The organism is Dyella silvatica, from assembly GCF_026283955.1.
Classification (GTDB): domain Bacteria; phylum Pseudomonadota; class Gammaproteobacteria; order Xanthomonadales; family Rhodanobacteraceae; genus Dyella_C; species Dyella_C silvatica.
The window spans coordinates 1-20,273 of the sequence record NZ_JAPDPE010000043.1; the positions used below are offsets into that span (position 1 = coordinate 1).

The following is a 20,273-nucleotide window of genomic DNA, read 5'->3' on the forward strand; positions in this document are numbered from 1 at the left end:
GCATTACGTTCGATTCATCTTTCCACACGTGACGTCATCACCGTGCTGCAGTCGATCAAGGCTGCGGGTGCGTTGCGTGGCGAGTTGCTCATCCAGTAGGAGTTTAGATGATGTTATCCGGCAACCTCACGATAGGGGCGGTCAGCCTCGCACTGGATATGGCGCAGCGGCGTGCCGAAGTGGCGAGCCACAACATTGCCTATGCGAACGTGCCTGGTGCGCAAATGGAGCGGGCCAATTTCGGTAGTGCCATCGCATTGCTGCAGCAGGTTGCCGACGGACGCGATGTGAATGCACGTTCGCTGTCTTCCGTGGATCTGCACAGCAGCACGATGCATCCCGTCGATACCTTGGACGGCAACACTAGCCTGGATCAGGAAGTGACCGAACTTGCGTTGGCCGGCGCGCACTATCAGGCGTTGTCGGAAGCATTGAATCGCCAATTCGGTCTGATGAGTCTTGCGCTGAGTGGAGATCAAGGATGAGTACCGACGCATTGTTTGCGGTCACCCGATTCGGCCTGGATTACGAACGGATGCGGATGGAGGCTGCCAGTCGGCATATCGCCACGGCCGATCTGCCTATCGCGCAACGCGCAGCGGCACTTAAGGGCGCTCAAGCCCAAGGGTTTTCCGAGGCATTGGGCGAGGTGGCGTCGCTGGCCGATCAAGAACAACCAGGCAAGGTCGACAACACCGGTGAACACGAAGTGATGGATCCGAATAATCCCATGGCAGGGGCCAACGGCATGGTGCACTACCCCAATATCGATCTGGCCCAGGAGATGACGACATTGATGTCGGCTCAGCGTGCCTATCAGGCTGATGTTCGTGCCTTCAATACGCTGCACGGCATGATGCTGAAGTCGCTTGAGATTGGAGGGCATTGATCATGATTGAAGCCATTGCGCCGCTCTCCTCGCTGGCCGAGATCGCGCCCGCCAATAATATGCTTGCTCCCGCCGAGTCGGGGCAACGGTTTATCGATCTGCTGGGGCAGGGGGTTGGCACGCTCAATCACAGCCTGGATGCTGCCGATAGCGCGACGCGTGCCCTTGCTGCAGGCACGGATATGCCTGTGCATGATGTGATGATCGCCCTGGAGCAGGCGCGCCTGGATATGCAGTTTGCGGTCCAGGTTCGTAATCGCGTGGTAGCGGCATACCACGACATCGTCAGCATGCAGGTCTGAATCCCATGGCTAGTGCACGATCCCTCTGGGATAGCTGGTCGGCAGGCAAGCGCTTGATGCTGGGCTTGGGCGTGCTGTTGATCGTAGCCGTCGCGGTGGCGCTGGGGTGGTGGTCGACACGTCCGAGCTATGGCGTGCTGTTTAACGATTTACGCCAGGTGGACGCTGCGGAAATTGCGACTTCGCTGGATAGCTTGCAGATTCCACATCGTTTCGCCGATGACGGCGCCACTGTGCTGGTGCCGGCCGATACGGTGTACGACACCCGCATGAAGCTGGTCGCTCAAGGCGTGCCCCACGGAGGCAGCGTGGGCTTTGAGGTCTTTAAGGATTCCGATTTCGGCGTTACAGAATTCGCACAACGGGTGAACTATCAACGGGCGCTCCAAGGCGAGCTTGAGCGCACGATTTCCTCGATCGCCGAAGTACAGTCCGCGCGTGTTCACCTGACGCTGCGGCGGGCAACGATGTTTGAGACGCAAGATGCGCCGTCCAAGGCTTCAGTGACCTTGGGGCTGCATCCCGGCAAGTCGCTTGCGCCCAAGCAGGTCGTGGGCATTCAACGCCTGATTGCTTCTGCGGTGGAAGGCCTGACTCCCGAGTCAGTCGTCGTGCTGGGTGACGGTGGCGCCGTGCTCTCTGGCAACGGCCGAGCCATGGGTGACGAGGGCGATGAGCAGGCGCGTATCGAGCAACGTCTGCATCAGCGCATCGACGGCATGCTGCGTGAAGCCTTGGGAGCAGGCACACCTTATACGGTGTCAGTGGATGTGCAGCTCAATTACGATCGGGTGAAGCAAGTCCGCGACAAGCTGGTTCCACAAGGCAAGGACGGTAATGGCTTAGTGGTTCGCCAGAAAACGTCGAATAGCCATCCCGTAGCCAATACGGAAGACGGTGCCCATACGCAGGGCAGTTCGGGAGAGTCCGAACTGGAGTTTGCCCACAGCCGCGAACAAGAAGAAATCGAAGTGGCGCCGGGTCGGGTCGTGCGTATTTCGGTCGGCATTCTGGTACCGCCAACGGTGGACCAAGCCACGTTGGTGAAGCTCAATACAGTGATTGCCGATGCCGCGGGCCTGGATGTTCAGCGCGGGGACCATCTCGATATCGCCACCGTCAGCGGTCTGGCAAGGTCGGGCGTGGAGGCTGTCAAAGCTCCGGTCGTCAAGGCCACGCCGGCAGCTGTCTATGCCGCGGGTTCATTTACTCCGTCGCTAGCGATAGCCGCCGCATTGGCATTGGCCGTCCTGGGCTTTCTTATTGGGCTGGGGGTTGCCCGCCTGCGTCAGCCAAAGCGGCTGACGCAGGCAGAACGCGAACGATTGCTACGCGATGTGCAGCATTGGATCGACTCCCCGGAGCGCTCATGAATTCGCGCGGATTGCGTCTGGCGGCCGCGAAGCTCGCTTCATTGCATGCCGCTGATCGACGTTGGCTGTTGAATCAGCTACCACAGCAGCAGGCACATGCGGTGCGCGAACTGCTGGCGCGGAGTGAACTGCGTCATCTTTCAGGCCAGGTGAGTGGATTGACGTCTATCCACATGCCTGAGCCGGTTGCCGCCGCGGCCATTGCAGCGGAACCTCACGCGGTAGAGCTCGAAGCGCTGGGGCCGGCATGGGCAGCATTGTGGTTGACAGCGAGCGTGCCAGACCGAATCGATGATTATCTAAGCGCAATGGATGCAGCCCGCGCCCGCCGGGTGATCGAGGCAGCCACTCGCTTCCATCAAGGTCTTCCGGTGGCATTGGCGGCGGCGATAGCCGAGTGGCCGATGCCAGAACAGGAACGGAGCAGCCAAAAGATATGAGCGACGATCGCCTCGTTTCTGCACGCCGTATCGCGCGACAAGCTGTCGTCAGCGGATCGGCGCGCACGCTGGTGGTCGGTGGAAAAGGGATGCCGAGCCCGATCGCGGAAAACCTGGAAGAAGCCGAGGAATATCGATTCGGTTTCGATCGCGGTTATACCGATGGCCTGCGTAGTGCCAAGGCGGAAGTGGACACTGCTGCTGCACAAGCCCGGATGCAATGGGAGGCAGAGGCCAGGACGGCATTGGATGCGGCACTCGCTGAGACCCAGGCCGCGCGTGGCGCTTATTTGGACTCAGCGAACGCTCTTTCGATAACGGTAAGTGAAGACCGCCATTGGGCGGAGTCTTTTGCCATCGAGCTCGCCTATGCCGCTGTACTGCGGCTGCTGGGTGAAAAGGCCGCTGACCGGTCGTTGATCGAGCGCCTGTACGCGCAGGCCCGGCAAGCCGTTGGCGAAGGCATCATGCGTCTGCGTGTCGCACCGGATGACTTGGCCGATGTGGGACATCAGGCTAAAGGTATCGAACTGGTCGCCGACGAGACCTTGCCAGTAGGGAGTTGCCTATTGGAAACGCCCCGTGGTCGTTTTGATGCGGGCCTGGATGTGCGCCTGGAATTACTGCGTCAAGCGCTACTCCGCACCCTCCGTGATACACCGAGAGACGGAGGGCGTGTTGGCCGCAATGATTGACCACTTCCAGAGCGCGCTACGTTCAATGCCAAGCTATGTCCGCGAGGGCGAAGTGTCGGCTTGCAACGGGCTTGTTATCGAAGCCATAGGCCCTGACGCCCATCTGGGTGAGGTTTGTGAGCTATGGCCGACGAGTGCTGCTCAGCCGATGCTGACTCAGGTGATCGGTTTTCGCGATGGTCGTGTCTTGTTGATGCCGTATGGATCGTCGGCCGGTTTGCGTGTGGGCGATCGCTTGCGCGCCAGTGGCCGTAGCATGCGTATTCCCGTGGGGCCGCAATTGCTGGGGCGCGTGATCGATGCCTTTGGGGTGCCGCTGGACGGTAAAGGTGGCCTGGTCACTGACACCAGCTACGACGTTCATCGTGCACCGATCGCGCCGCTTCAGCGGCGCGAAGACGATACCGTGCTCGAGACGGGTATCCGCGTGATCGATACCTTGTTGACCATGGGGAAGGGGCAACGCATGGGCGTGTTTGCCGGATCGGGCGTGGGAAAAAGCACCTTGCTGGGAATGATGGCCCGTCACGTTAAAGCCGATGTGGCGGTGATCGGACTGATCGGCGAACGAGGTCGCGAGGTCGGTGATTTTGTAGCGCACGCGCTGGGTGAAGGTGGAATGCAGCGTGCTGTGGTCATTGCCGCTACTTCGGATCAACCCGCGCTAGTACGAACCCATGCCGCACATGCGGTGGCCGAGTACTTTCGTGATCAAGGCAACGATGTGCTGCTGATGGTCGACTCGATCACTCGTTTCGCGATGGCTCAGCGCGAAATCGGCTTGGCGGCCGGGGAGCCGCCTACGTCGCGTGGTTATCCGCCATCCGTATTCAATACGTTGCCGCAACTGATTGAACGTGGCGGTGCACTGAAAGGCAAGGGCTCTGTTTCTTGTGTCTATAGCGTGCTGGTCGAAGGCGACGATATGAATGAGCCCGTGGCCGATCATATGCGCGCGCTTTTGGATGGGCATATCGTGCTGTCTCGCGATATGGCGCACCGTGGTCAATTGCCTGCGATCGATCCGTTGCAAAGCGTGAGCCGATGGATCGGTCGGCTTACTACGTCGTCTGAGCGGGCGGATGCATCGGATGCGAAGGCGTTGTTGGCGACGTTTGATGCTTCGCGCGATCTCATCGACATGGGCGCTTATCAGCGCGGCTCCAATGAAAATCTTGATCGCGCCGTAGAGCGCGTTCCCGCTTTGCTCGCAAGTTTCCGCCAGCCGCCGCATGTCAGCCATGGCCGCGCCGAAGGCTATACGACACTGGCGTCCATTCTGCACGGGCACGGAGGGGCGGTATGACCTCACCTCGTCTTCGCCTTGCATCGCGTCTTGCCGCGTTGGAACGGTTTAAAGAAGAGCGCCTAAGGCAAGAGTTGGCTGGTGCTCACCATGAGGCTCAACGAGCAAAACAGCATCAACAGGAATGGGAAGTGGAGCTGGAGCACATCGAGGACATTCGCCTCAGTGCATTGCGTGCCAGCAAGGCGGACCTGGCCACGTATGGGCTATATACCGAATTATCGGCGACGACCGAACAACGCCTCAGAGTGAGCATGGCGGTCACTGTGGCGGCAGACGAGATGGTGGAGCAAAAGACGGTTGCCTGGAAAGCAGGCAACGCACGCTATGAATCATCACGAGAACGTAGCGATCGCCTGGCCGATGAGGCCGTGCGAGAAGATACGAAAAAACATCACGTGGATGCGATGGATCTTTGGCTTGCCCAACGGATGTGGTTGTCATGAACGAGATACTGGCTGTCTTTATGCAAACGGCGTCGCGTGATGCGGCAGCTGTCTCGCAATCATCGACCAATCAGCCCTTTGCTGAGCACGTCGCCTCGCCAGCGCAGGCAGAGCACGATGGGCATCAAGCGCGGCGAGATTCGCGCGCCGCGCCTCATGCGGATCTCGGCCAAGGTGATTTGCATGCCACGCAAGCCGAGCCATCCGCACCAGTAGACCATGTACAGCTGCCTGCTACGTTGGACTGGCTCCGCCCCCTGTCGATAGCGGCATCGGGCACACAGGACACAGATACTTTGTTATACCCGTTGAGCCTACGAGTCATCGGATACTTGTCGATGCTCGGCACCGCAAAGACGACGCCGGAAGAACAAGGGCTCGTAAATTCACGTCCCGCTCTCGCTTTCATCCAAGATGCCGGTAGCGGTGGCGCTGAGATTTCAACGTATCCCATGGGGTCGCCCCCTTCATCAAGCACTGATACAGCACCGCAGATATCGGGCTCGCCGGTAAGCGTGATCGGTGGGATGGAATCCGATGCCGATTGCTCGGCAACGGTTGGCGCAAAAATAGTGTTGTCAGCCGGCCTCGATCATTGGGCCAGGCAACTGCTTCGCATCAGCTACCAGGGCCAGACGGCAACCCTGTGGCTGCGTGATTTTCATCTCGACGATGCACAACGCAGCGCATTGACTGAGCACGTGCTCGCTCATGCGTTATCCATGGGGCAACCCATTACCCGCCTCGTAGTCAACGGGAAAGAAGTCTGGCGCGCGGTTTCGACGTCGCCAGTCGCCGATAAGGAGCAAGAAACCCATGGCAGTTGATTCGATTGGTGCCGTGCTAGGAGCGTCCAATGCGACCTCGGGCGTGCAACAGAAAGCCATTAACCAGAACGATTTCATCAAGCTTTTTGTCAGTGAATTGCAGTTTCAAGATCCCATGCAGCCATTGGATAACAGTCAGTTCCTGCTGCAATTGTCACAGTTTGAAAGTATCGAGCTATCGAGCGAAACCAATCAGGGTGTCCAGGACATGCTGACGATGAACTCGTCGAGTCAGTCGATAAGCCTGCTCAATCATCCTGTTCAAGTGACAGGCATGGATGGCTCGACCACGGCTGGCAAGATAAGCGCCGTGTCATTCACCACGGGTGGTGTTCAACTCTCGGTGACTGCAAGTAACACCGGTACCGTCATGACTGGCGTGCGCTTATCGCAAATCAATCTTGTGCAGCCCTAGGAGGGCGTATGTTGCAAGCACTCTTTAATGGTTTGTCTGGCCTGTTTGGTTTCTCCAAAGACCTGGACAATATCGGTAACAATATTTCCAATATGAATACGCCGGGCTATCGTGGCCAGAGCGCTTTCTTTGAAAATTTGGCCGATGGCGATGGGACGCAGCTGTCGCAAGAGTTCACTGACCTTTCGCAAGGCAGCATCCAGCAGACCGGAACCAGCACGGATGTGGCGATCAGCGGCAAGGGGCTATTCGTATTGCATGACACGCAGGGCAATGTGTTCTATACCCGCGAGGGGCATTTTCAATTCGATGCCGACGGCTATCTGGTTGACGACACTTCCGGCTATCGGGTTGCTGCGCTCAATAGCTCGGGGGGCTTGACCGACTTTACGATCGCCAATCTCACTACGCTTGCCGCGCAACCGACGACGAAGGTTAACTTCAGCGGCAACCTGGCCAAAGCTACGGCGGGCCAGACCGGACCAAATACGCAGCAAGTCCCCGGCATTCAGATATTTGATGCCGCAGGTGGCATGCATACCCTTACAGCGACCCTGACTGACAATACCGCCACTACGGCGGGCAGTTGGCTGGTCTCGGTCAAAGACGATACGGGCAATGTGGTGGGCACCGGCGAAGTTCGCTTTGGTCCAGACTACACGCCGCAGGCGGGATTCAGCAGCTTCGATCTCAGTCTTAAATACAACGGCACCGCGCAGAAGGTGACGCTGAACTTCGGGACACCTGGGGCGTATAGCGGCACGACGCAAATGCCAGGTGCGACCGCCAGCATTGGCGCCAAAGTGGCAGATGGTCATGGCGTGGTTGGAATATCCCAGTTGTCTTTCGATACCACGGGTAGTCTGCAGGTCACGTACAGCGATAATGAGCGGAAACAGGGGCCGCAACTTGCGCTGGCCTATGTGCCTGATGAGCAGGATCTACAGTTGCATCAAGGGGCGCTTTACAGTGCGCCTCAGCAGCTTTCGGTGTCATTGGGCAAGGCTGGAAGCTCTTATTTCGGCAATATCACTGGCGGCAGCCTCGAGCTTTCCAACGTCGACCTGACACGTGAACTCACGGAGATGATCATCGTGCAGCGCGGCTATCAAGCGAGCTCGCGTGTCTTGAGCATTACTGACAGCATGCTGCAACAGCTGTACTCCAGTACGGGAGGCGGCGGTGGCTAAGCGCTATGGTTGGTTAGGCGCATCGAGAAAACAGGCGCTTGCCGGCAAGCTCGATCGTATCGTGCGGACCTGGTGGGACGCGTGGGGGCTAGAACCTGTACCAGGCGCGATCGATGCGGCCGTGCCTGGGGTGGCCGCAGATCGTTACTGGTTGATCGATCAACAGGGGCTTCTCGCCGTGCACATGGATGGTTCGTTGGCTGAAGCATTGACAGGTATCGACGACAAACGGGGCGGCCATTTTGCTGACCACTTATCGCAAAAGGCACTACACGATCTCGTGGCGCGATTGGCCGATCAGCGTGGCTCCGTGAGTCCTATCTCGACGACCGAGGTCTCGTCGCTTCCTGCGGAACTCGCGGAAGAACGGCGAGGCGCATGCAGTTTCGGATTGAGTTGCGGACCCATGCATTTATCGATCTGGCTCGATCGAGCGATGGCAGATCGATTGGCACCCCGCACGACATCAAATGCAACGTTGCGAGTGCTCGCATCGCGTACTGATGCCTTGGCTCCTGCGCGCACGCAGCTTACTGCCCGGCTGGAACTGGGCGACATCGCGATGGGTGAATTGCGTGACCTTCACGTAGGCGATGTGTTGATGACGCGCACGCCCTTGAGCGAGCTGATCGATTTGGTCATCAGTGATAGTGGCAAGCATTTAATCCATGGCCGTCTGGGTGAACAAGGCGGGCAGCGTGCTCTCTTGCTTCAGGCGGCGAATTTATCGGAGTCCACGACATGAGTTCGATCGTAGTTGAACCGCTTATTCTGGAGCCATTAGTTGAGGCTGTAGCGCCTGAACGCCTCGAGAAGGTGGGTGTGCCAGATCTGAGTTTGGTCGATCATGTGCAGGTGCGCTTGACTGCTGTACTGGGCGAGATGGAGCTCACTGTGGCGGAGCTCTTTGATCTCAAGACCGGCAAGGTTCTCGCTTTGCAGCAGTTGCTCGACGACACCATCGTGCTGCAGTTGAATGGTAAGGCTGTTGCCACGGCGCATCTCGTGGCCGTAGGCGATTGCTTCGGTGTACAGATTGCTCAAGTCTTGTGATAGCCAGCATGTTTGTGGATAACGCCCCCGCCGTGGCGGCCTCTGTGGCAATGCCGGCAGCCATTCCTTTCAGCCATGCCGCTGTCAGCAGTGACTCCGCAAACATGTCCGGCATGTTAGTGGCGGCGGCTTTGCTGGCGCTTGCGTTTGCTGTGCTCTGGGTGCTTAAGCAGCGTGGATGGGGTATCAAGTCCTCCGCGATTTCTGCCAACGCCATCCATCAGCCTGAGGATTTCCAGGTGATGCAAAGATTGCGGCTTAGTCCCACATGCATGGCATTTGTATTGAGTGACGGTGAGACACGCATGTTGCTTGTGGAGTCTCGGCACAGCGTGACCTTGCAGCCGCTTCAAACCGTTGAAATCCCGCTGCGAAATACCTTGTCAGCGGTTAGCGATTTCGGACAGTCGACGTAATGGATGCCAACAAACGATTTCGATGCCGGCGCATGCTTTGCGTTTTTGTGCTGGTGCTGGCAGGGGGGCACACATCGCTGGCCTTCGCCGCTGACCCTCTCCGAGATGCCATCGGGCAGAGTGGCGATGTGGCGCCGGCGCTCCGTCAGCTCGCCGTGCTTACCGCGCTTTCGCTGTTGCCCGCGCTGCTGATCGCGATGACTTCTTTTACGCGTATCGTGATCGTGCTTTCCATGGTCCGAAGTGCGCTTGGGTTGCAGCAGACACCGCCCAATGCCGTGCTAATTACGCTATCGCTGTTTCTAACCCTTTTCTCGATGATGCCTGTGCTGCAGGTCGCCAAAGATCGAGCGGTAGATCCTTGGCTAGCCAAGACAATGAATACCGAGGTCGCGGTACAAACAGGGTTTCAGCCTTTCAAGGAATTTATGATACGGCAGACCCGCGAGGGCGATCTGCGCGCGGTAGTCAGCATGGCTGGCGCCAACCAGCCGAAGACTCTTGCTGAAGTTCAGGCCTTGCACTTGATTCCTGCCTTTATGCTGAGCGAATTGCATACAGCCTTTCAGATCGGCTTCGTGATTTTCTTGCCGTTTCTGTTGATCGACTTGGTCGTCGCTGCGATTCTTATGGCCCTTGGCATGATCATGGTGCCTCCTGCGACGGTCAGTTTGCCGTTGAAGATTTTGTTGTTTCTTTTGATCAATGGGTGGGTCTTGATAGCCCAGGCCATTCTCGGCAGCTATCGGCAAGCCTAGTGAATGTCATCGCCTGTGATGAGCATCCGGATGTTGACGAGATCACTCTTTGGACGCGTTGGCGTGTGGATGGCGACCGCATCGCTTACGAAGCATTAGTGCTTTGTTACACCCCCTGGGTGCGACAGATAGCGCGAGATGTGTTCATGCGTGTAAGAGGGCACAGCAAAGACTGGCCCGACTTTGTGCAGAATGCATCCGTTGGGCTACTTGAAGCCATGGCATCGTTCCAGCTATCGCGCCATGTACCTTTCCGGGCCTATGCACGACTTCGTGTCAGGGGTGCCGTGTTCAACGGGTTACGGGCTCTGTATACGCAGCAGGGAATGCACACGGACGAGCAGGCCTGGAGAGAGCGGGTCGACTCGCTCTTGGACGCTCCTGAAGAAGACCCCGTAGAGCAGTTGATTGCAGTTGTCTCCGGCTTGGGTGCAGTACACATGTTATCGGCCTATGCCGACCAGGAAGCTTTTCAGACGCCCCATAGCCCTTATGACGAGGCTGTGCACAGTCAGCTCAGCGATCGTTTGTCAAAACTCTTGGCCATGCTGCCAGAACGTGAACGACTAGTACTGCAACTCCATTATCTGCAGCACATGGCCTTTGTGCAGATTGCTGATGCTTTGGATCTCACCAAAGGACGAATATCGCAGCTTCATAAGCAGGGCCTGGGGAAACTGAGATCACGTATGATTCAGGAATCCTGGCATCAGGCACTTTAGTTTCATCTGCAATACGCGTCGATATTCTTGTTCATGGCATCGATGACATGCCTCCTGCTCCGGTACCCCTATGGACCCGATTCGTCCTTCTGAAGCCTCTGCTCTTATCGATGCGTTGCGCCAACTCGGCAAAGCGAGCTCAAGTAAAAGCTCAGGGCGGACTGAGGGCGGGCAGCCCAAGCAGGGGCTGCCCGATGCGATAGTGGAGCAGCCTGGTTTGCGTGAGGAACTCCGCACCTTGGTCGCTGCCGTCGACACGGATGACGATGCTGCTGTGGTCGCGATCCGACTTCCCATGTTGCGGTGTATCTTGCTCAGGCAATGGGGGGGTGCGGCGGCAAACGATCAAGCATTCATCGGTATGGTCGCGGCCATAGATCGAACGATTTCAGCGGATTCGCGATTGGCTGAATTGGTGCGTCATGCGATTCGTGCACTGAAAGAGTAAGTGACTGCATGTCCGTCTAATGTCGACCGATTGATGATCGATCATGCCTCTGCATCCACATACGCTTGGTGAGGTTAGACGACCAACGTCAATCCGTGTTTTCTTGCTTATGGGGCGACCTTGCTCAAAGGTTTGGTGAGCAATCCATAGAGCTTGCTCAACGCATCTCGCTTTCATCCAGGTGGAGGTGCCGATCATCGTGCCCGGCTTGCACCCCGCTCAGTCCGTGGCTTTGCCATTGCGCGCGAACTTCCTGCGGCACTTTGGCGGCAGCAACGCGTGTCTCCACGGTACGGCGTAGATCGCCAAGGGGGACGCGGCTCATTACTAGCTCGCCGAGTTTCTCCATGGCTTCAATGATGGGGCCAATCGGTTCTCGAAGTGCCAGTAAGCTAGCTCCGCGGGCTCTTCAAATAATGAAGAGAGCCGGGACCTGGGTGCGTGACCCGGGTCCCGGCTCCATGGCTTGATTCAAGAACAACTAATCAGGTGCACGAAATGTACTGATAGGAGTGGTCGTAAAAATATATCCACGCCAGGCGGGCGACGGCATTGCCCGAAGAATCATTGGTCGCGAAAGGATATAAGTCATTGACACCTTTGACATACCAGTCGCTCCAGCCGCCACCAAACCACTGGAGCTTATAAGCTACGATATTTTTCCCGTACACCTGCCGGTCCAAATTTCTATTCAGCCCACCTGCAGCCCAGGTGGCATTGCCATTAGGTCCGATCGGCGCGCTATCACTGCCGGTCTGAGTGCAAGTTTGTTGTGTGCCCGTATTGGCAATATCGGCATAGGCCGAGTTGGCCATTCCAATAGCAAAAAGCAAGGCAGTAACGGAAAGCAACTTTTTCATAATCATCTCCTAAATATATGAAAGTGCCCTTTCGGGAAGCCAGCGTCTTATTTGCTGCAGCACAGTAATTAGCCTGCGAAGACTTGAGCTCTGCGGTACATAATCCCCTTGTGCTGCTTTTCGAGCTTGTATGGCGGCACGTATAATCGTCGTGAATTAACGGTGCGTGAAAATAATTAAATAAAGAGCCATTTATGGCGACAGTTTTTCATGGTGCATAAGAGTGCGTTGTGATGGCGGCATATAGGTGCCGAAAAAATTGAATAAATCCAAATATAAGCAGATCATTCTTAATCCGGATGGTCGGTCTTCACCTGTAGTTGACGTGGCTTTGCGTGCGGCTGTGGCGCTGAGTAACTTGATTGCTTTTTCCCTGTGAATCAACACGTCACCTTCACGATTTCAGGACGTCAAGAAGCCGGCTCTGCATAAAATGAAGAGGCATGAGTCATTGATGTCTCGGCGGTGGTCATCGAGGTTTTATCGATGGAGGATGATTTCAATAGATGGCCGGTTGCCGATTAAAGTAATGACTTGCTGTATTGGCATGGTGGGTCATTTATATCGATTGAAAAATTTTTCAGCGATTGTTTTAGGTGAAGATGCATGCTGCGGATCTTTTATTGGCAAAGGCGCTATAGATCTTTGCGTTAGCTCGATCTATGTGGTTTTGAAAAAGCCCCTGCACGGCGAAGATTTTGATAGGCGACTTCGTTGGACCAGGCAGGGAATATCTGCGCTTTGGTCGCAGGCATGAGTTTGACGGGCACGCCCATATTTCCCCGCAACCTTCACGCACGTACGGGGGGGGCTGTCCAGAAATGAAATTATCGGTGTCACATCAGCGAAGAGCTGTTGGCTTATTCGTGTGTTTCCATGACGTGAAAGAGTCTGGGCGATGTCACCAGCTTGGCGAGTTCGTCATCCAGCCAGGCGCGCAGGCCAGGGTCGCGTATCGCAAATAATTCAAACACACCGAGCGCGCGCAATGCTGGCAACTGCGCCAGTAGTCTGGGTTCGATGGCGCATAGTACGGGCTCGGGAGTCGCTGGATCGAGCATCTGATGGGCGCAGGCGACAAAGGTCTCCAATGGGCATGGATTGGAGGCGGGTTTCAATGGGGTCAGCTCAAACGGGGACATGAGGTTATCGTCTCTGAATCAATATGTCGTCGGTCGCGGCGCGCGTTGCCCATATGGGAGTGCACGGGCGCGCAGAGGTTCCTGCCACACGTCGCGATGCGCAGGTGTGGTGCGCGTCGAATCTGGATCATCGGCTTGTCGGTCTTAAAGCTGCGTCGGCCTAGGGCGGCTGGGCGGTAAAGCAGGTGTTGGCTGGGTCAATCGAGCATGATTTTCTCGATCAGCGCGGCCGCAGTGGTCAGGCCATTTTCCGCCCTCATTTTCTCGCCCAGTGCCTGCGCCCTTAGGCGGATCTTGTCGGTTTGTGTGGACTCCATACGATCGGCAAGTTGCGCAGCATCCAGCTGCTTCCAACTTACAACGTCGGCTGCGACGCCTGCTTGCTGCAGTCGATCGGCCCAGAAAAACTGATCCGCGGCAAACGGCACCACCACCGAGGGAACGCCGGCTCGTGCGGCGGAGTGACTGGTGCCGGAGCCTCCGTGATGCATCACTAGCGAGGTTTTGGGGAAGAGCCAGTCGTGGGGCGTTTCATCAATCACCAAGAAGTTGTCCGGCAGCACGCTGGCATCCACGCCGCTCCAGCCGGGGTAGAACAAGGCTCGACGGCCGGCAACAGCCTGGATCACCGCACTAAGCAGCCTCGGCCTGTCGAATCCCGACATGCTGCCGAATCCGATGTACATGGGTGGTTCGCCCGATGCGAGGAAGTCACTGAGCACAGTGGGCGGCAGCCACTCTTGCTCCGGTTGTATCCATTGGCCGCAAAGCGCGGCATTCGAAGGCCAATCGTTGGGTGAGGGCAGCAGGTTGGGTGACACGCCGTAAAGCATCGGATGTTGCGTCCACACGCGCGTCCGGGCGGGCAAGTGGCACACCGTCGATCGCGCTGCGTTGGTGCTCTTTCGGAACGCGCGCCATAGCATGCTATTCACGAACTGATGGCTGGCGCGGTTCAACCACCGTGGAACGATCCCTTGCGGCAAGAAGGGCGATGGAAACGCAGCCGTTGGTGTGATGGGAATCATGCCGGCACCGATGGCTTTCACGCCCAGGTATTCGGCGGCGGCCAGGCCCGCGAACGCGGCCAGGCCGCCGACGATAATGGCATCGTAGCCTGCCGCCACGGTCACTATCTGCCTCAGCCATGATTCTGCGTTGGCGTTCGCGATGCGTGCCAGCACATTCACCGTGCTCCGGAATTGATCGCCCTTGGCAACCACATCGGAGATTGCGTGATCCGGTTGCAGCGCACCGCGGATATCGCCGCTCAGCGCGGCCGTTGGAACGCCCAGCGCTTTGGCGCTGCCTAGCGTGGAGGCATCTGCCAGTAATCGCGTTTCATGCCCGGCATCCATCAGTGCGCTGCACAGCGCCGCCATGGGGCGCGTATCGCCTTCCGTGCCGTAGGTTACGACGGCTAGCTTCATGTCCGCTTCCTGGGCTTGGGGATTTTCGCGGACGGCGGCGCGGCGCCTTCCATAAACAATCGGACAACGTTGGCGAATTCCTCGCTTAACTTCAGGCCGGGCACGTCCAGCCAGCGCAATAACGCGCTGAGATAAAGGTGATGAAACATCAGCGCCAGATGTTCTGCGCTCAGGTCGGTGCGCATCTCGTCGGCTTGCTGGCTTTTGAGAATGAGCCATCGAAAAGCGCTGGTCATGTCGCGAGCGTCGCCGCTATCCGAGGCCGACGCTGACGTTCCGATTTCCAGAAATCGAAAGCGCAAATACGGCGGCAGATAGGTTCGATGACGTTCGCACCAGTCGGCCGAGGTTCTCAAGATATGCGCAACCCCGTCTGCAAACCTCGTATCCGGCCCGATATCACTGGCCAGATGCTGCAGGTCACGGGCCAGCTCCAAGTGAATCCAGTGCGCTAGTACCGCTTCTTTGACCGGAAAGTGGTTGTAAAGGGTGCCTTTGGCGACATCCGCTTCGGCCGCGATCTGTTCCATGGTTACCGCATCAAAGCCATGGGCTTCGAATAGGCGTGCGGCGGTGCCGGCCAGGTGGTCCTGCGTTTGCGAGCGCTTTCTATCGCGCCGACCGGGTGCTTCGGGCTTAGTCATCAGTCGTGCTCTTTATTGAACTTTGATCAATATTAGTCATCGTTCAATATTAAGCGCAAGAGGGTAGGGTGATGTCGCGATAAACCAAGGCGCGCAAGTGGCCATGGCTGGCCGTGCGGTGAATGGATGGGCCATTTCTCTACGCGTTCGACCTTTTAGTTGACCCAAGGTCCGGCGGCACTTGCCAGATATAATGATATTATCCTACAAATAGTGACGACTGCAGAGCGATCATCGCGACATCAGGGTCATCGCGAGATCAGGCAGTGTCATTTAGCCGGCTAGTGCAGAGCAGACGATCTCAATTGAGGAGCGTGATGAAACGGTTCGCCTTGGCTTTACTTGTATCGATGCTCAGCCTCACTTTCATGGCTTCGTTCGCACACGCGGAGGCAGCGCCTCCCCAACCGCCTCGGCAGTCCAATGGCTTGGCTTTGACCCCGCCGATGGGGTGGAACTCGTGGAACAAATTCGGTTGCCATATTGACGAAAGCGTTATCCGCGCGGCCGCCGACGCAATGGTCAGTTCCGGGATGAAACATGCCGGCTATGAATATGTGGTCATCGACGACTGCTGGCACGGCGAGCGCGACATCAACGGCGACATTCAGGCGGACGCCAAGCGCTTTCCCTCGGGCATCAAGGCATTGGCCGATTACATCCACGCCAAGGGCCTGAAGTTCGGGATCTATTCCGATGCGGGGAAAAAAACCTGCGCGGGCCGCCCAGGTAGCCGCGGCTTTGAGTACCAGGATGCTCGCCAATACGCTGCCTGGGGTGTCGACTATCTGAAATACGATTGGTGCTCGACTTATAGCCAGGATGCCAAATCAAGCTACGAGACCATGAGCGATGCGCTGCGCGCGTCCGGGCGGCCGATTGTCTTCAGCCTGTGCGAATGGGGCCAGAACAAGCCGTGGTTGTGGGGCGAGACGATTGGCAATCTGTGGCGCATGTCAGGCGATATCTACGACGGCTGGGAGAGTCGCGAAGGTCACTACAACGGCATGACCAATATTCTGGACATGCAGCAAGGGCTCGAAAGCTACGCCGGTCCCGGCCATTGGAATGATCCGGACATGCTAGAGGTCGGCAACGGCGGCATGAGCTTCGAGGAATACAAATCGCACTTCAGTTTGTGGGCCTTGCTGGCCGCGCCGCTGATCGCCGGCAATGATCTAGCGCATATGAGCGAGGAAACCAAGTCGATCCTCACCAATAAGGAAATTATCGCCATCGACCAGGATGCGCTGGGGGTTCAAGGCCACCGCGTCGTCAAAGATGGCGACGACGAAGTCTGGGTCAAGCCGCTCAAGGGTGGCGGTCGCGCGATCGTGTTGTTCAATCGCAGCAAGCAGGTCCACAAGATTGGCGTGAACTGGGAGACGCTGGGTTATCCGACCGCGCTGGAGTTGCGCGTGCGTGACCTGTGGAGTCACAAAAACCTGCCCAGGACGAAAGCAAGCTTCGCTGCCGATGTACCGCCACATGGCGTGGTGATGATTCGCGTCGAGGCGTGAGCTTTTCTTTCAGGGCGCCTGCCGTACACGGCAAGGCGGCCGCATCCCTTTTCACTCATTGGAAGGACGTTCCGTGAAGCGGATATTTGGTTTTCTGATCGGCCTTCTGGTCCTCGGATTCATGCATGCTGCTGCGACCCAGGCCGAAAGCGCTCCGCCGCAACCGCCCAGGCAGTCCAACGGCCTTGCCTTGACTCCGCCGATGGGCTGGAACACCTGGAATAAATTCGGTTGCGAGATCAGCGAGGCGACGATTCATCAGGCCGTCGACGCCATGATCAGCTCTGGTATGAAAGATGCCGGATACGAATACATTGTTATCGACGATTGCTGGCAAAGCGGGCGTGACGCCAAGGGGCAAATCGTCGCTGACCCCAAACGCTTTCCCTCCGGCATGCGCGCGCTGGGCAACTATATTCACTCCCAAGGCCTGAAGTTCGGCATCTACTCGGACGCAGGCAAGTTGACCTGCGGCAAGCGTCCGGGCAGCTTGGGCCATGAATATCAAGATGCACGCACTTATGCGTCATGGGGTGTCGATTATCTGAAATACGATTGGTGCTCGACTTACAGCCAGGACGCCAAGTCGACCTACGAAACCATGAGCGACGCTTTGCGCGCCTCTGGACGCCCCATTGTCTTCAGCATTTGCGAGTGGGGTTTAAACAAACCCTGGTTGTGGGGCGAGACCATCGGCAATCTGTGGCGTACCACGGACGACATCTACGATCACTGGCAGGGCAAGCACGGTTACGAACACGGTGTGATGGATATCCTCGACCTGCAAGTCGGCTTGGCCGGCCGTGCTGGCCCGGGGCATTGGAACGACCCCGACATGCTGGAAGTCGGCAACGGCAAGATGACGCTGGAGGAATACAAGTCGCATTTCAGCTTGTGGGCGGTACTGGCGGCACCCTTGATGGCCGGCAACGATCTCGCCGCGATGACGCCGGAGATCAAGGCCATCCTGACCAATAAAGAAGTGATCGCGATCGATCAAGACCCACTTGGCGTGGAGGCGAGTCGCGTGGCCAAGCATGGCGACTACGAGGTCTGGGCTCGGCCTCTGAAAGGCGGCGGTCGCGCCGTGGTTCTGTTGAATCGAAGCACCGCCAGTCACACGATCACGGCGAGCTGGGATGACTTGCAGCTGCCCTCATCGCTGAGTCTGAAGGTGCACGATCTGTGGGCACATAAAGACTTGCCCGGGGCCAAGGGCAGTTTCTCCGCCGAGGTGCCGTCCCATGGCGTGGTAATGGTTCGCCTGGAATGATCCATCAGCTTGCTTAGGCCCTGGTCGTAGCCGTTTCGGTGCGCGATGGCGCGCTCGGTGCGGGTTTAAAGCGTGTCTCGCGCTTGCCCTGATCTGTTCTGCAATAGCAGTAAATAGCTGGCGGCAGACCAGCTGAAGTTGCGCGACTGATAGCCCTGGCCGGTCAACGGATCGTAGTTTTCATAGAATGGGGCTTGCCCGGTCAGCCCCTTGGCGTGGAGCACCAGGCGGCGAGTCATATCGTCGGCCTGCCGCGCATAACCGTAACGCCTTAGCGCCTCGACCCCGAAATAGGCCTGGTCCAGCCATACCGGGCCGCGCCAATAACCCTGAATCGGCGAGAATCGCGGATCGTCGGCGGCAAGCGTCGGAAACGGCATGACGGTGGCGAATTTCTTCGGGTCCAGCATCACGCGAACCACCGCCTTGGCTTGCTCGGGGCTCGCCACGCCGGCCCAGAGCGGGGCCCAGCCCTCCGAACCAAAAACACGCACACGATCGTCTTGGCCCAGTTTGGCGTCGAAGAAATAACCCAACGTCTTGTCGAACATCCGCGCTTGAATAGGCGCCTTCATCGCCTCGGCCTCTTTCAGCCACTGGCCTTGATCCTGGGGCTTGCCGAGCGCGGCCGCGATCTCCGCCAAGTCAAGTTTTTCACGGTAGAGATAGGCGTTGAGGTCGATCGATTCCTGATCGATAGACCATGCGCCGTCGCCATTCTTGAGCATCGTGGCCGTGTCAAAGCGCACCGCGTTGTCCATACCGCTTTCCCACGCGGCGGCGATTTTGCTGCCATCGGTCGAGCCGTATTCGGCCAGGCCGTTGTGGTCGTGATCGCGCGCCTTGAACCACCAGCGGTGATAGCGCACCAGCTTGTCGTACATCTCGCTGAGAAACGCTCGGTCGCCGGTGGCGCGATAAATCTTCAGCACCGCCCACACAGCCAGCGGTGGTTTGCTGTCACGCCCGTTGTTGTTTGCCTTGTCCAGATAGACACAGTCGGGGACCATGCCATCGGCGCTTTGATAATCGAACATGGCACGTATCTGGTCGCGTGCCAGCTCAGGCGCAAACTGCGCCAGCGCCGCTGCGTGCTTCCAGGAATCCCAGGCCCAGAAGCCGTTGAAATCCGGGTTGGAGTAAGCGGGGATGACGCCGTCGTGATGTATATCGCCGCGCGCCGCGCGCCAATTGCCGAGCAGGGTCATCATCGCTTTTACGGAAATGCGCCGAGCGATGTCATCCGCCAGGCCCGGCAGATGGTTCGCAGCGATGGACTTCAGGTAGCCGTCCCAGCGCGCTCGATTCTGCGGCCACGCGATCATGCCATCGACCGGCGTCGGCGTTTCGACACGGTCGTCATAGACCAGGGTTTGCTCGACAAAAACCGTGGTGGTCTGCCGTGGTTCCAGGTGCAGTGGTTGGTCTGGCTCGATGCGATAGTCGGCCCCTGCGAGGACAATCCGACGCCCTTGCATGCCATTGACGGAGATGCGCGTGGTCAGCGTCGAATTGGAATGGGTGAAGCTTTGCGTCACTGCATCGTCGTGCTTGGCAAGCCCGGCCTCCTGCGAAGGCATGATGCGCCCCATCACGGAAAGATCCAGGTCTTTCGCGGTTGTCGCCGTAAGCTCGATCCGCACCAGTGCGTGCCAGGCGTCGGCAAAAAACAGGGTCTGGCGCACAGTGAGATCTGGCGCGGCAAAGCGGCGCATCAAATAGCCCGGCGCGGCATGGCCTTCGATCGGGGTCAGGACGATGTCTTGCCGGCGCGCGGCGTCCTTCAGCGCCAGCTGTGCAAAGCGCGAACCCACCCACTGGCCGTCGCCGAGGCTGTGGACGAACGGGCCGACAAAACCGGTCGACGTATCGGCGGTTGGCGGCAGGCTATAACCGTGCCACGACCCGGCATCGAAAAAGATGTTGAAGCTTCGATCGGCTGGCGTCTGTGGCTCGCCATGCAGGTCGAGCACGTCGGAGTACATCGCGTCGTCGCCGTTCGCCTGCGTCGCTGACTTCGCGCACAGGTCGGCGCAACCAAGCGCCAGCGCGAAGGTGGTCGCGGCGATCATCAGAGGCTTGCAGGGTGAACGCATGAAGTGATGTTCCTGGGTATCGGCTGTT

At 57.9% G+C, this 20,273-nt stretch carries 27 protein-coding genes; 21 read left to right on the plus strand and 6 right to left on the minus strand.

Annotated features, from left to right (window positions below; all coding sequences use genetic code 11):
• Window positions 1-12 precede the first annotated feature (12 nt).
• The 18 genes from OUZ52_RS10280 to OUZ52_RS10365 all read left to right on the plus strand — a co-directional run bounded on the left by OUZ52_RS10280 (window position 13) and on the right by OUZ52_RS10365 (window position 11,280).
• Window positions 13-99: a hypothetical protein gene (locus OUZ52_RS10280; protein ID WP_266158335.1), complete on the plus strand. Its 87-nt coding sequence runs from the start codon at window positions 13-15 to the stop codon at window positions 97-99.
• 8 nt (window positions 100-107) lie between these two features.
• Window positions 108-485, plus strand: a complete 378-nt coding sequence (locus OUZ52_RS10285) for a hypothetical protein (protein WP_266158296.1) — start codon at window positions 108-110, stop codon at window positions 483-485.
• Window positions 482-889 carry a flagellar basal body rod protein FlgC gene (locus OUZ52_RS10290; RefSeq protein ID WP_266158297.1) on the plus strand — a complete coding sequence of 136 codons (408 nt, stop codon included), beginning with the start codon at window positions 482-484 and terminating at the stop codon, window positions 887-889. Before OUZ52_RS10285 ends, OUZ52_RS10290 begins: the two co-directional genes overlap by 4 nt.
• A gap of 2 nt (window positions 890-891) precedes the next feature.
• Entirely contained in the window at window positions 892-1,191 is a 300-nt protein-coding gene (fliE, locus tag OUZ52_RS10295; protein ID WP_266158298.1) for a flagellar hook-basal body complex protein FliE, read from the plus strand.
• A 5-nt stretch (window positions 1,192-1,196) separates the two neighbouring features.
• Window positions 1,197-2,564: a flagellar basal-body MS-ring/collar protein FliF gene (gene fliF / locus OUZ52_RS10300; RefSeq protein ID WP_266158299.1), complete on the plus strand. Its 1,368-nt coding sequence runs from the start codon at window positions 1,197-1,199 to the stop codon at window positions 2,562-2,564.
• Window positions 2,561-3,004 (plus strand): hypothetical protein, encoded by a 444-nt coding sequence (locus OUZ52_RS10305; protein WP_266158300.1) that lies wholly within the window; start codon window positions 2,561-2,563, stop codon window positions 3,002-3,004. Before fliF ends, OUZ52_RS10305 begins: the two co-directional genes overlap by 4 nt.
• A complete protein-coding gene (locus tag OUZ52_RS10310) occupies window positions 3,001-3,699 on the plus strand; it encodes a FliH/SctL family protein (protein ID WP_266158301.1) in 699 nt (232 codons plus the stop codon). The genes OUZ52_RS10305 and OUZ52_RS10310 overlap by 4 nt, the downstream gene beginning before the upstream one ends.
• On the plus strand, window positions 3,692-5,005 hold the full coding sequence (locus OUZ52_RS10315; RefSeq protein ID WP_266158336.1) for a FliI/YscN family ATPase: 1,314 nt from the start codon (window positions 3,692-3,694) through the stop codon (window positions 5,003-5,005). Before OUZ52_RS10310 ends, OUZ52_RS10315 begins: the two co-directional genes overlap by 8 nt.
• Window positions 5,002-5,451, plus strand: a complete 450-nt coding sequence (locus OUZ52_RS10320; protein WP_266158302.1) for a hypothetical protein — start codon at window positions 5,002-5,004, stop codon at window positions 5,449-5,451. Before OUZ52_RS10315 ends, OUZ52_RS10320 begins: the two co-directional genes overlap by 4 nt.
• Window positions 5,452-5,978: 527 nt before the next feature.
• Window positions 5,979-6,278 carry a hypothetical protein gene (locus OUZ52_RS10325; RefSeq protein WP_266158303.1) on the plus strand — a complete coding sequence of 100 codons (300 nt, stop codon included), beginning with the start codon at window positions 5,979-5,981 and terminating at the stop codon, window positions 6,276-6,278.
• Window positions 6,268-6,693, plus strand: a complete 426-nt coding sequence (locus OUZ52_RS10330; protein WP_266158304.1) for a flagellar hook capping FlgD N-terminal domain-containing protein — start codon at window positions 6,268-6,270, stop codon at window positions 6,691-6,693. The genes OUZ52_RS10325 and OUZ52_RS10330 overlap by 11 nt, the downstream gene beginning before the upstream one ends.
• 8 nt (window positions 6,694-6,701) lie before the next feature.
• Window positions 6,702-7,883 carry a flagellar basal-body rod protein FlgF gene (gene flgF / locus OUZ52_RS10335; RefSeq protein WP_266158305.1) on the plus strand — a complete coding sequence of 394 codons (1,182 nt, stop codon included), beginning with the start codon at window positions 6,702-6,704 and terminating at the stop codon, window positions 7,881-7,883.
• On the plus strand, window positions 7,876-8,628 hold the full coding sequence (locus tag OUZ52_RS10340; RefSeq protein WP_266158306.1) for a FliM/FliN family flagellar motor C-terminal domain-containing protein: 753 nt from the start codon (window positions 7,876-7,878) through the stop codon (window positions 8,626-8,628). Before flgF ends, OUZ52_RS10340 begins: the two co-directional genes overlap by 8 nt.
• Window positions 8,625-8,936, plus strand: coding sequence for a FliM/FliN family flagellar motor C-terminal domain-containing protein (locus tag OUZ52_RS10345; protein ID WP_266158307.1), 312 nt, complete (start codon window positions 8,625-8,627; stop codon window positions 8,934-8,936). Before OUZ52_RS10340 ends, OUZ52_RS10345 begins: the two co-directional genes overlap by 4 nt.
• A gap of 8 nt (window positions 8,937-8,944) precedes the next feature.
• Window positions 8,945-9,352, plus strand: a complete 408-nt coding sequence (locus OUZ52_RS10350) for a hypothetical protein (RefSeq protein WP_266158308.1) — start codon at window positions 8,945-8,947, stop codon at window positions 9,350-9,352.
• A complete protein-coding gene (gene fliP / locus OUZ52_RS10355; RefSeq protein WP_266158309.1) occupies window positions 9,352-10,110 on the plus strand; it encodes a flagellar type III secretion system pore protein FliP in 759 nt (252 codons plus the stop codon). Before OUZ52_RS10350 ends, fliP begins: the two co-directional genes overlap by 1 nt.
• The gene (locus tag OUZ52_RS10360) at window positions 10,110-10,832 is read left to right on the plus strand and encodes a sigma-70 family RNA polymerase sigma factor (RefSeq protein WP_266158310.1); all 723 of its coding nucleotides are present in this window, start codon (window positions 10,110-10,112) and stop codon (window positions 10,830-10,832) included. Before fliP ends, OUZ52_RS10360 begins: the two co-directional genes overlap by 1 nt.
• Before the next feature lie 70 nt (window positions 10,833-10,902).
• Window positions 10,903-11,280, plus strand: coding sequence for a hypothetical protein (locus OUZ52_RS10365; protein WP_266158311.1), 378 nt, complete (start codon window positions 10,903-10,905; stop codon window positions 11,278-11,280).
• 157 nt (window positions 11,281-11,437) lie between these two features.
• On the opposite strand, the gene OUZ52_RS10370 is transcribed toward OUZ52_RS10365, so the two are convergent.
• A complete protein-coding gene (locus OUZ52_RS10370; protein WP_266158312.1) occupies window positions 11,438-11,605 on the minus strand; it encodes a site-specific integrase in 168 nt (55 codons plus the stop codon).
• A gap of 160 nt (window positions 11,606-11,765) precedes the next feature.
• Window positions 11,766-12,140 carry a hypothetical protein gene (locus tag OUZ52_RS10375; RefSeq protein WP_266158313.1) on the minus strand — a complete coding sequence of 125 codons (375 nt, stop codon included), beginning with the start codon at window positions 12,138-12,140 and terminating at the stop codon, window positions 11,766-11,768.
• Between the two features lie 493 nt (window positions 12,141-12,633).
• Here OUZ52_RS10375 and OUZ52_RS10380 point away from each other — a divergent pair, with 493 nt between their 5' ends.
• The gene (locus tag OUZ52_RS10380) at window positions 12,634-12,897 is read left to right on the plus strand and encodes a hypothetical protein (RefSeq protein ID WP_266158314.1); all 264 of its coding nucleotides are present in this window, start codon (window positions 12,634-12,636) and stop codon (window positions 12,895-12,897) included.
• A gap of 103 nt (window positions 12,898-13,000) precedes the next feature.
• Here OUZ52_RS10380 and OUZ52_RS10385 read toward each other — a convergent pair whose 3' ends face one another.
• From OUZ52_RS10385 to OUZ52_RS10395, 3 genes are all read right to left on the minus strand, one after another.
• Window positions 13,001-13,282, minus strand: a complete 282-nt coding sequence (locus OUZ52_RS10385) for a hypothetical protein (protein ID WP_266158315.1) — start codon at window positions 13,280-13,282, stop codon at window positions 13,001-13,003.
• Window positions 13,283-13,479: 197 nt separating this feature from the next.
• On the minus strand, window positions 13,480-14,712 hold the full coding sequence (locus tag OUZ52_RS10390; protein WP_266158316.1) for a glycosyltransferase: 1,233 nt from the start codon (window positions 14,710-14,712) through the stop codon (window positions 13,480-13,482).
• On the minus strand, window positions 14,709-15,356 hold the full coding sequence (locus OUZ52_RS10395; protein ID WP_266158317.1) for a TetR/AcrR family transcriptional regulator: 648 nt from the start codon (window positions 15,354-15,356) through the stop codon (window positions 14,709-14,711). Before OUZ52_RS10395 ends, OUZ52_RS10390 begins: the two co-directional genes overlap by 4 nt.
• A 428-nt stretch (window positions 15,357-15,784) precedes the next feature.
• Between OUZ52_RS10395 and OUZ52_RS10400 the strand changes: the two genes are divergently transcribed.
• Together OUZ52_RS10400 and OUZ52_RS10405 are read left to right on the plus strand one after the other, a co-directional pair.
• Window positions 15,785-16,876, plus strand: coding sequence for a glycoside hydrolase family 27 protein (locus tag OUZ52_RS10400; protein ID WP_266158318.1), 1,092 nt, complete (start codon window positions 15,785-15,787; stop codon window positions 16,874-16,876).
• Between the two features lie 73 nt (window positions 16,877-16,949).
• Entirely contained in the window at window positions 16,950-18,149 is a 1,200-nt protein-coding gene (locus OUZ52_RS10405; protein WP_266158319.1) for a glycoside hydrolase family 27 protein, read from the plus strand.
• A 65-nt stretch (window positions 18,150-18,214) separates the two neighbouring features.
• Here OUZ52_RS10405 and OUZ52_RS10410 read toward each other — a convergent pair whose 3' ends face one another.
• Window positions 18,215-20,245 (minus strand): MGH1-like glycoside hydrolase domain-containing protein, encoded by a 2,031-nt coding sequence (locus OUZ52_RS10410; protein ID WP_266158320.1) that lies wholly within the window; start codon window positions 20,243-20,245, stop codon window positions 18,215-18,217.
• Window positions 20,246-20,273: the final 28 nt, after the last annotated feature.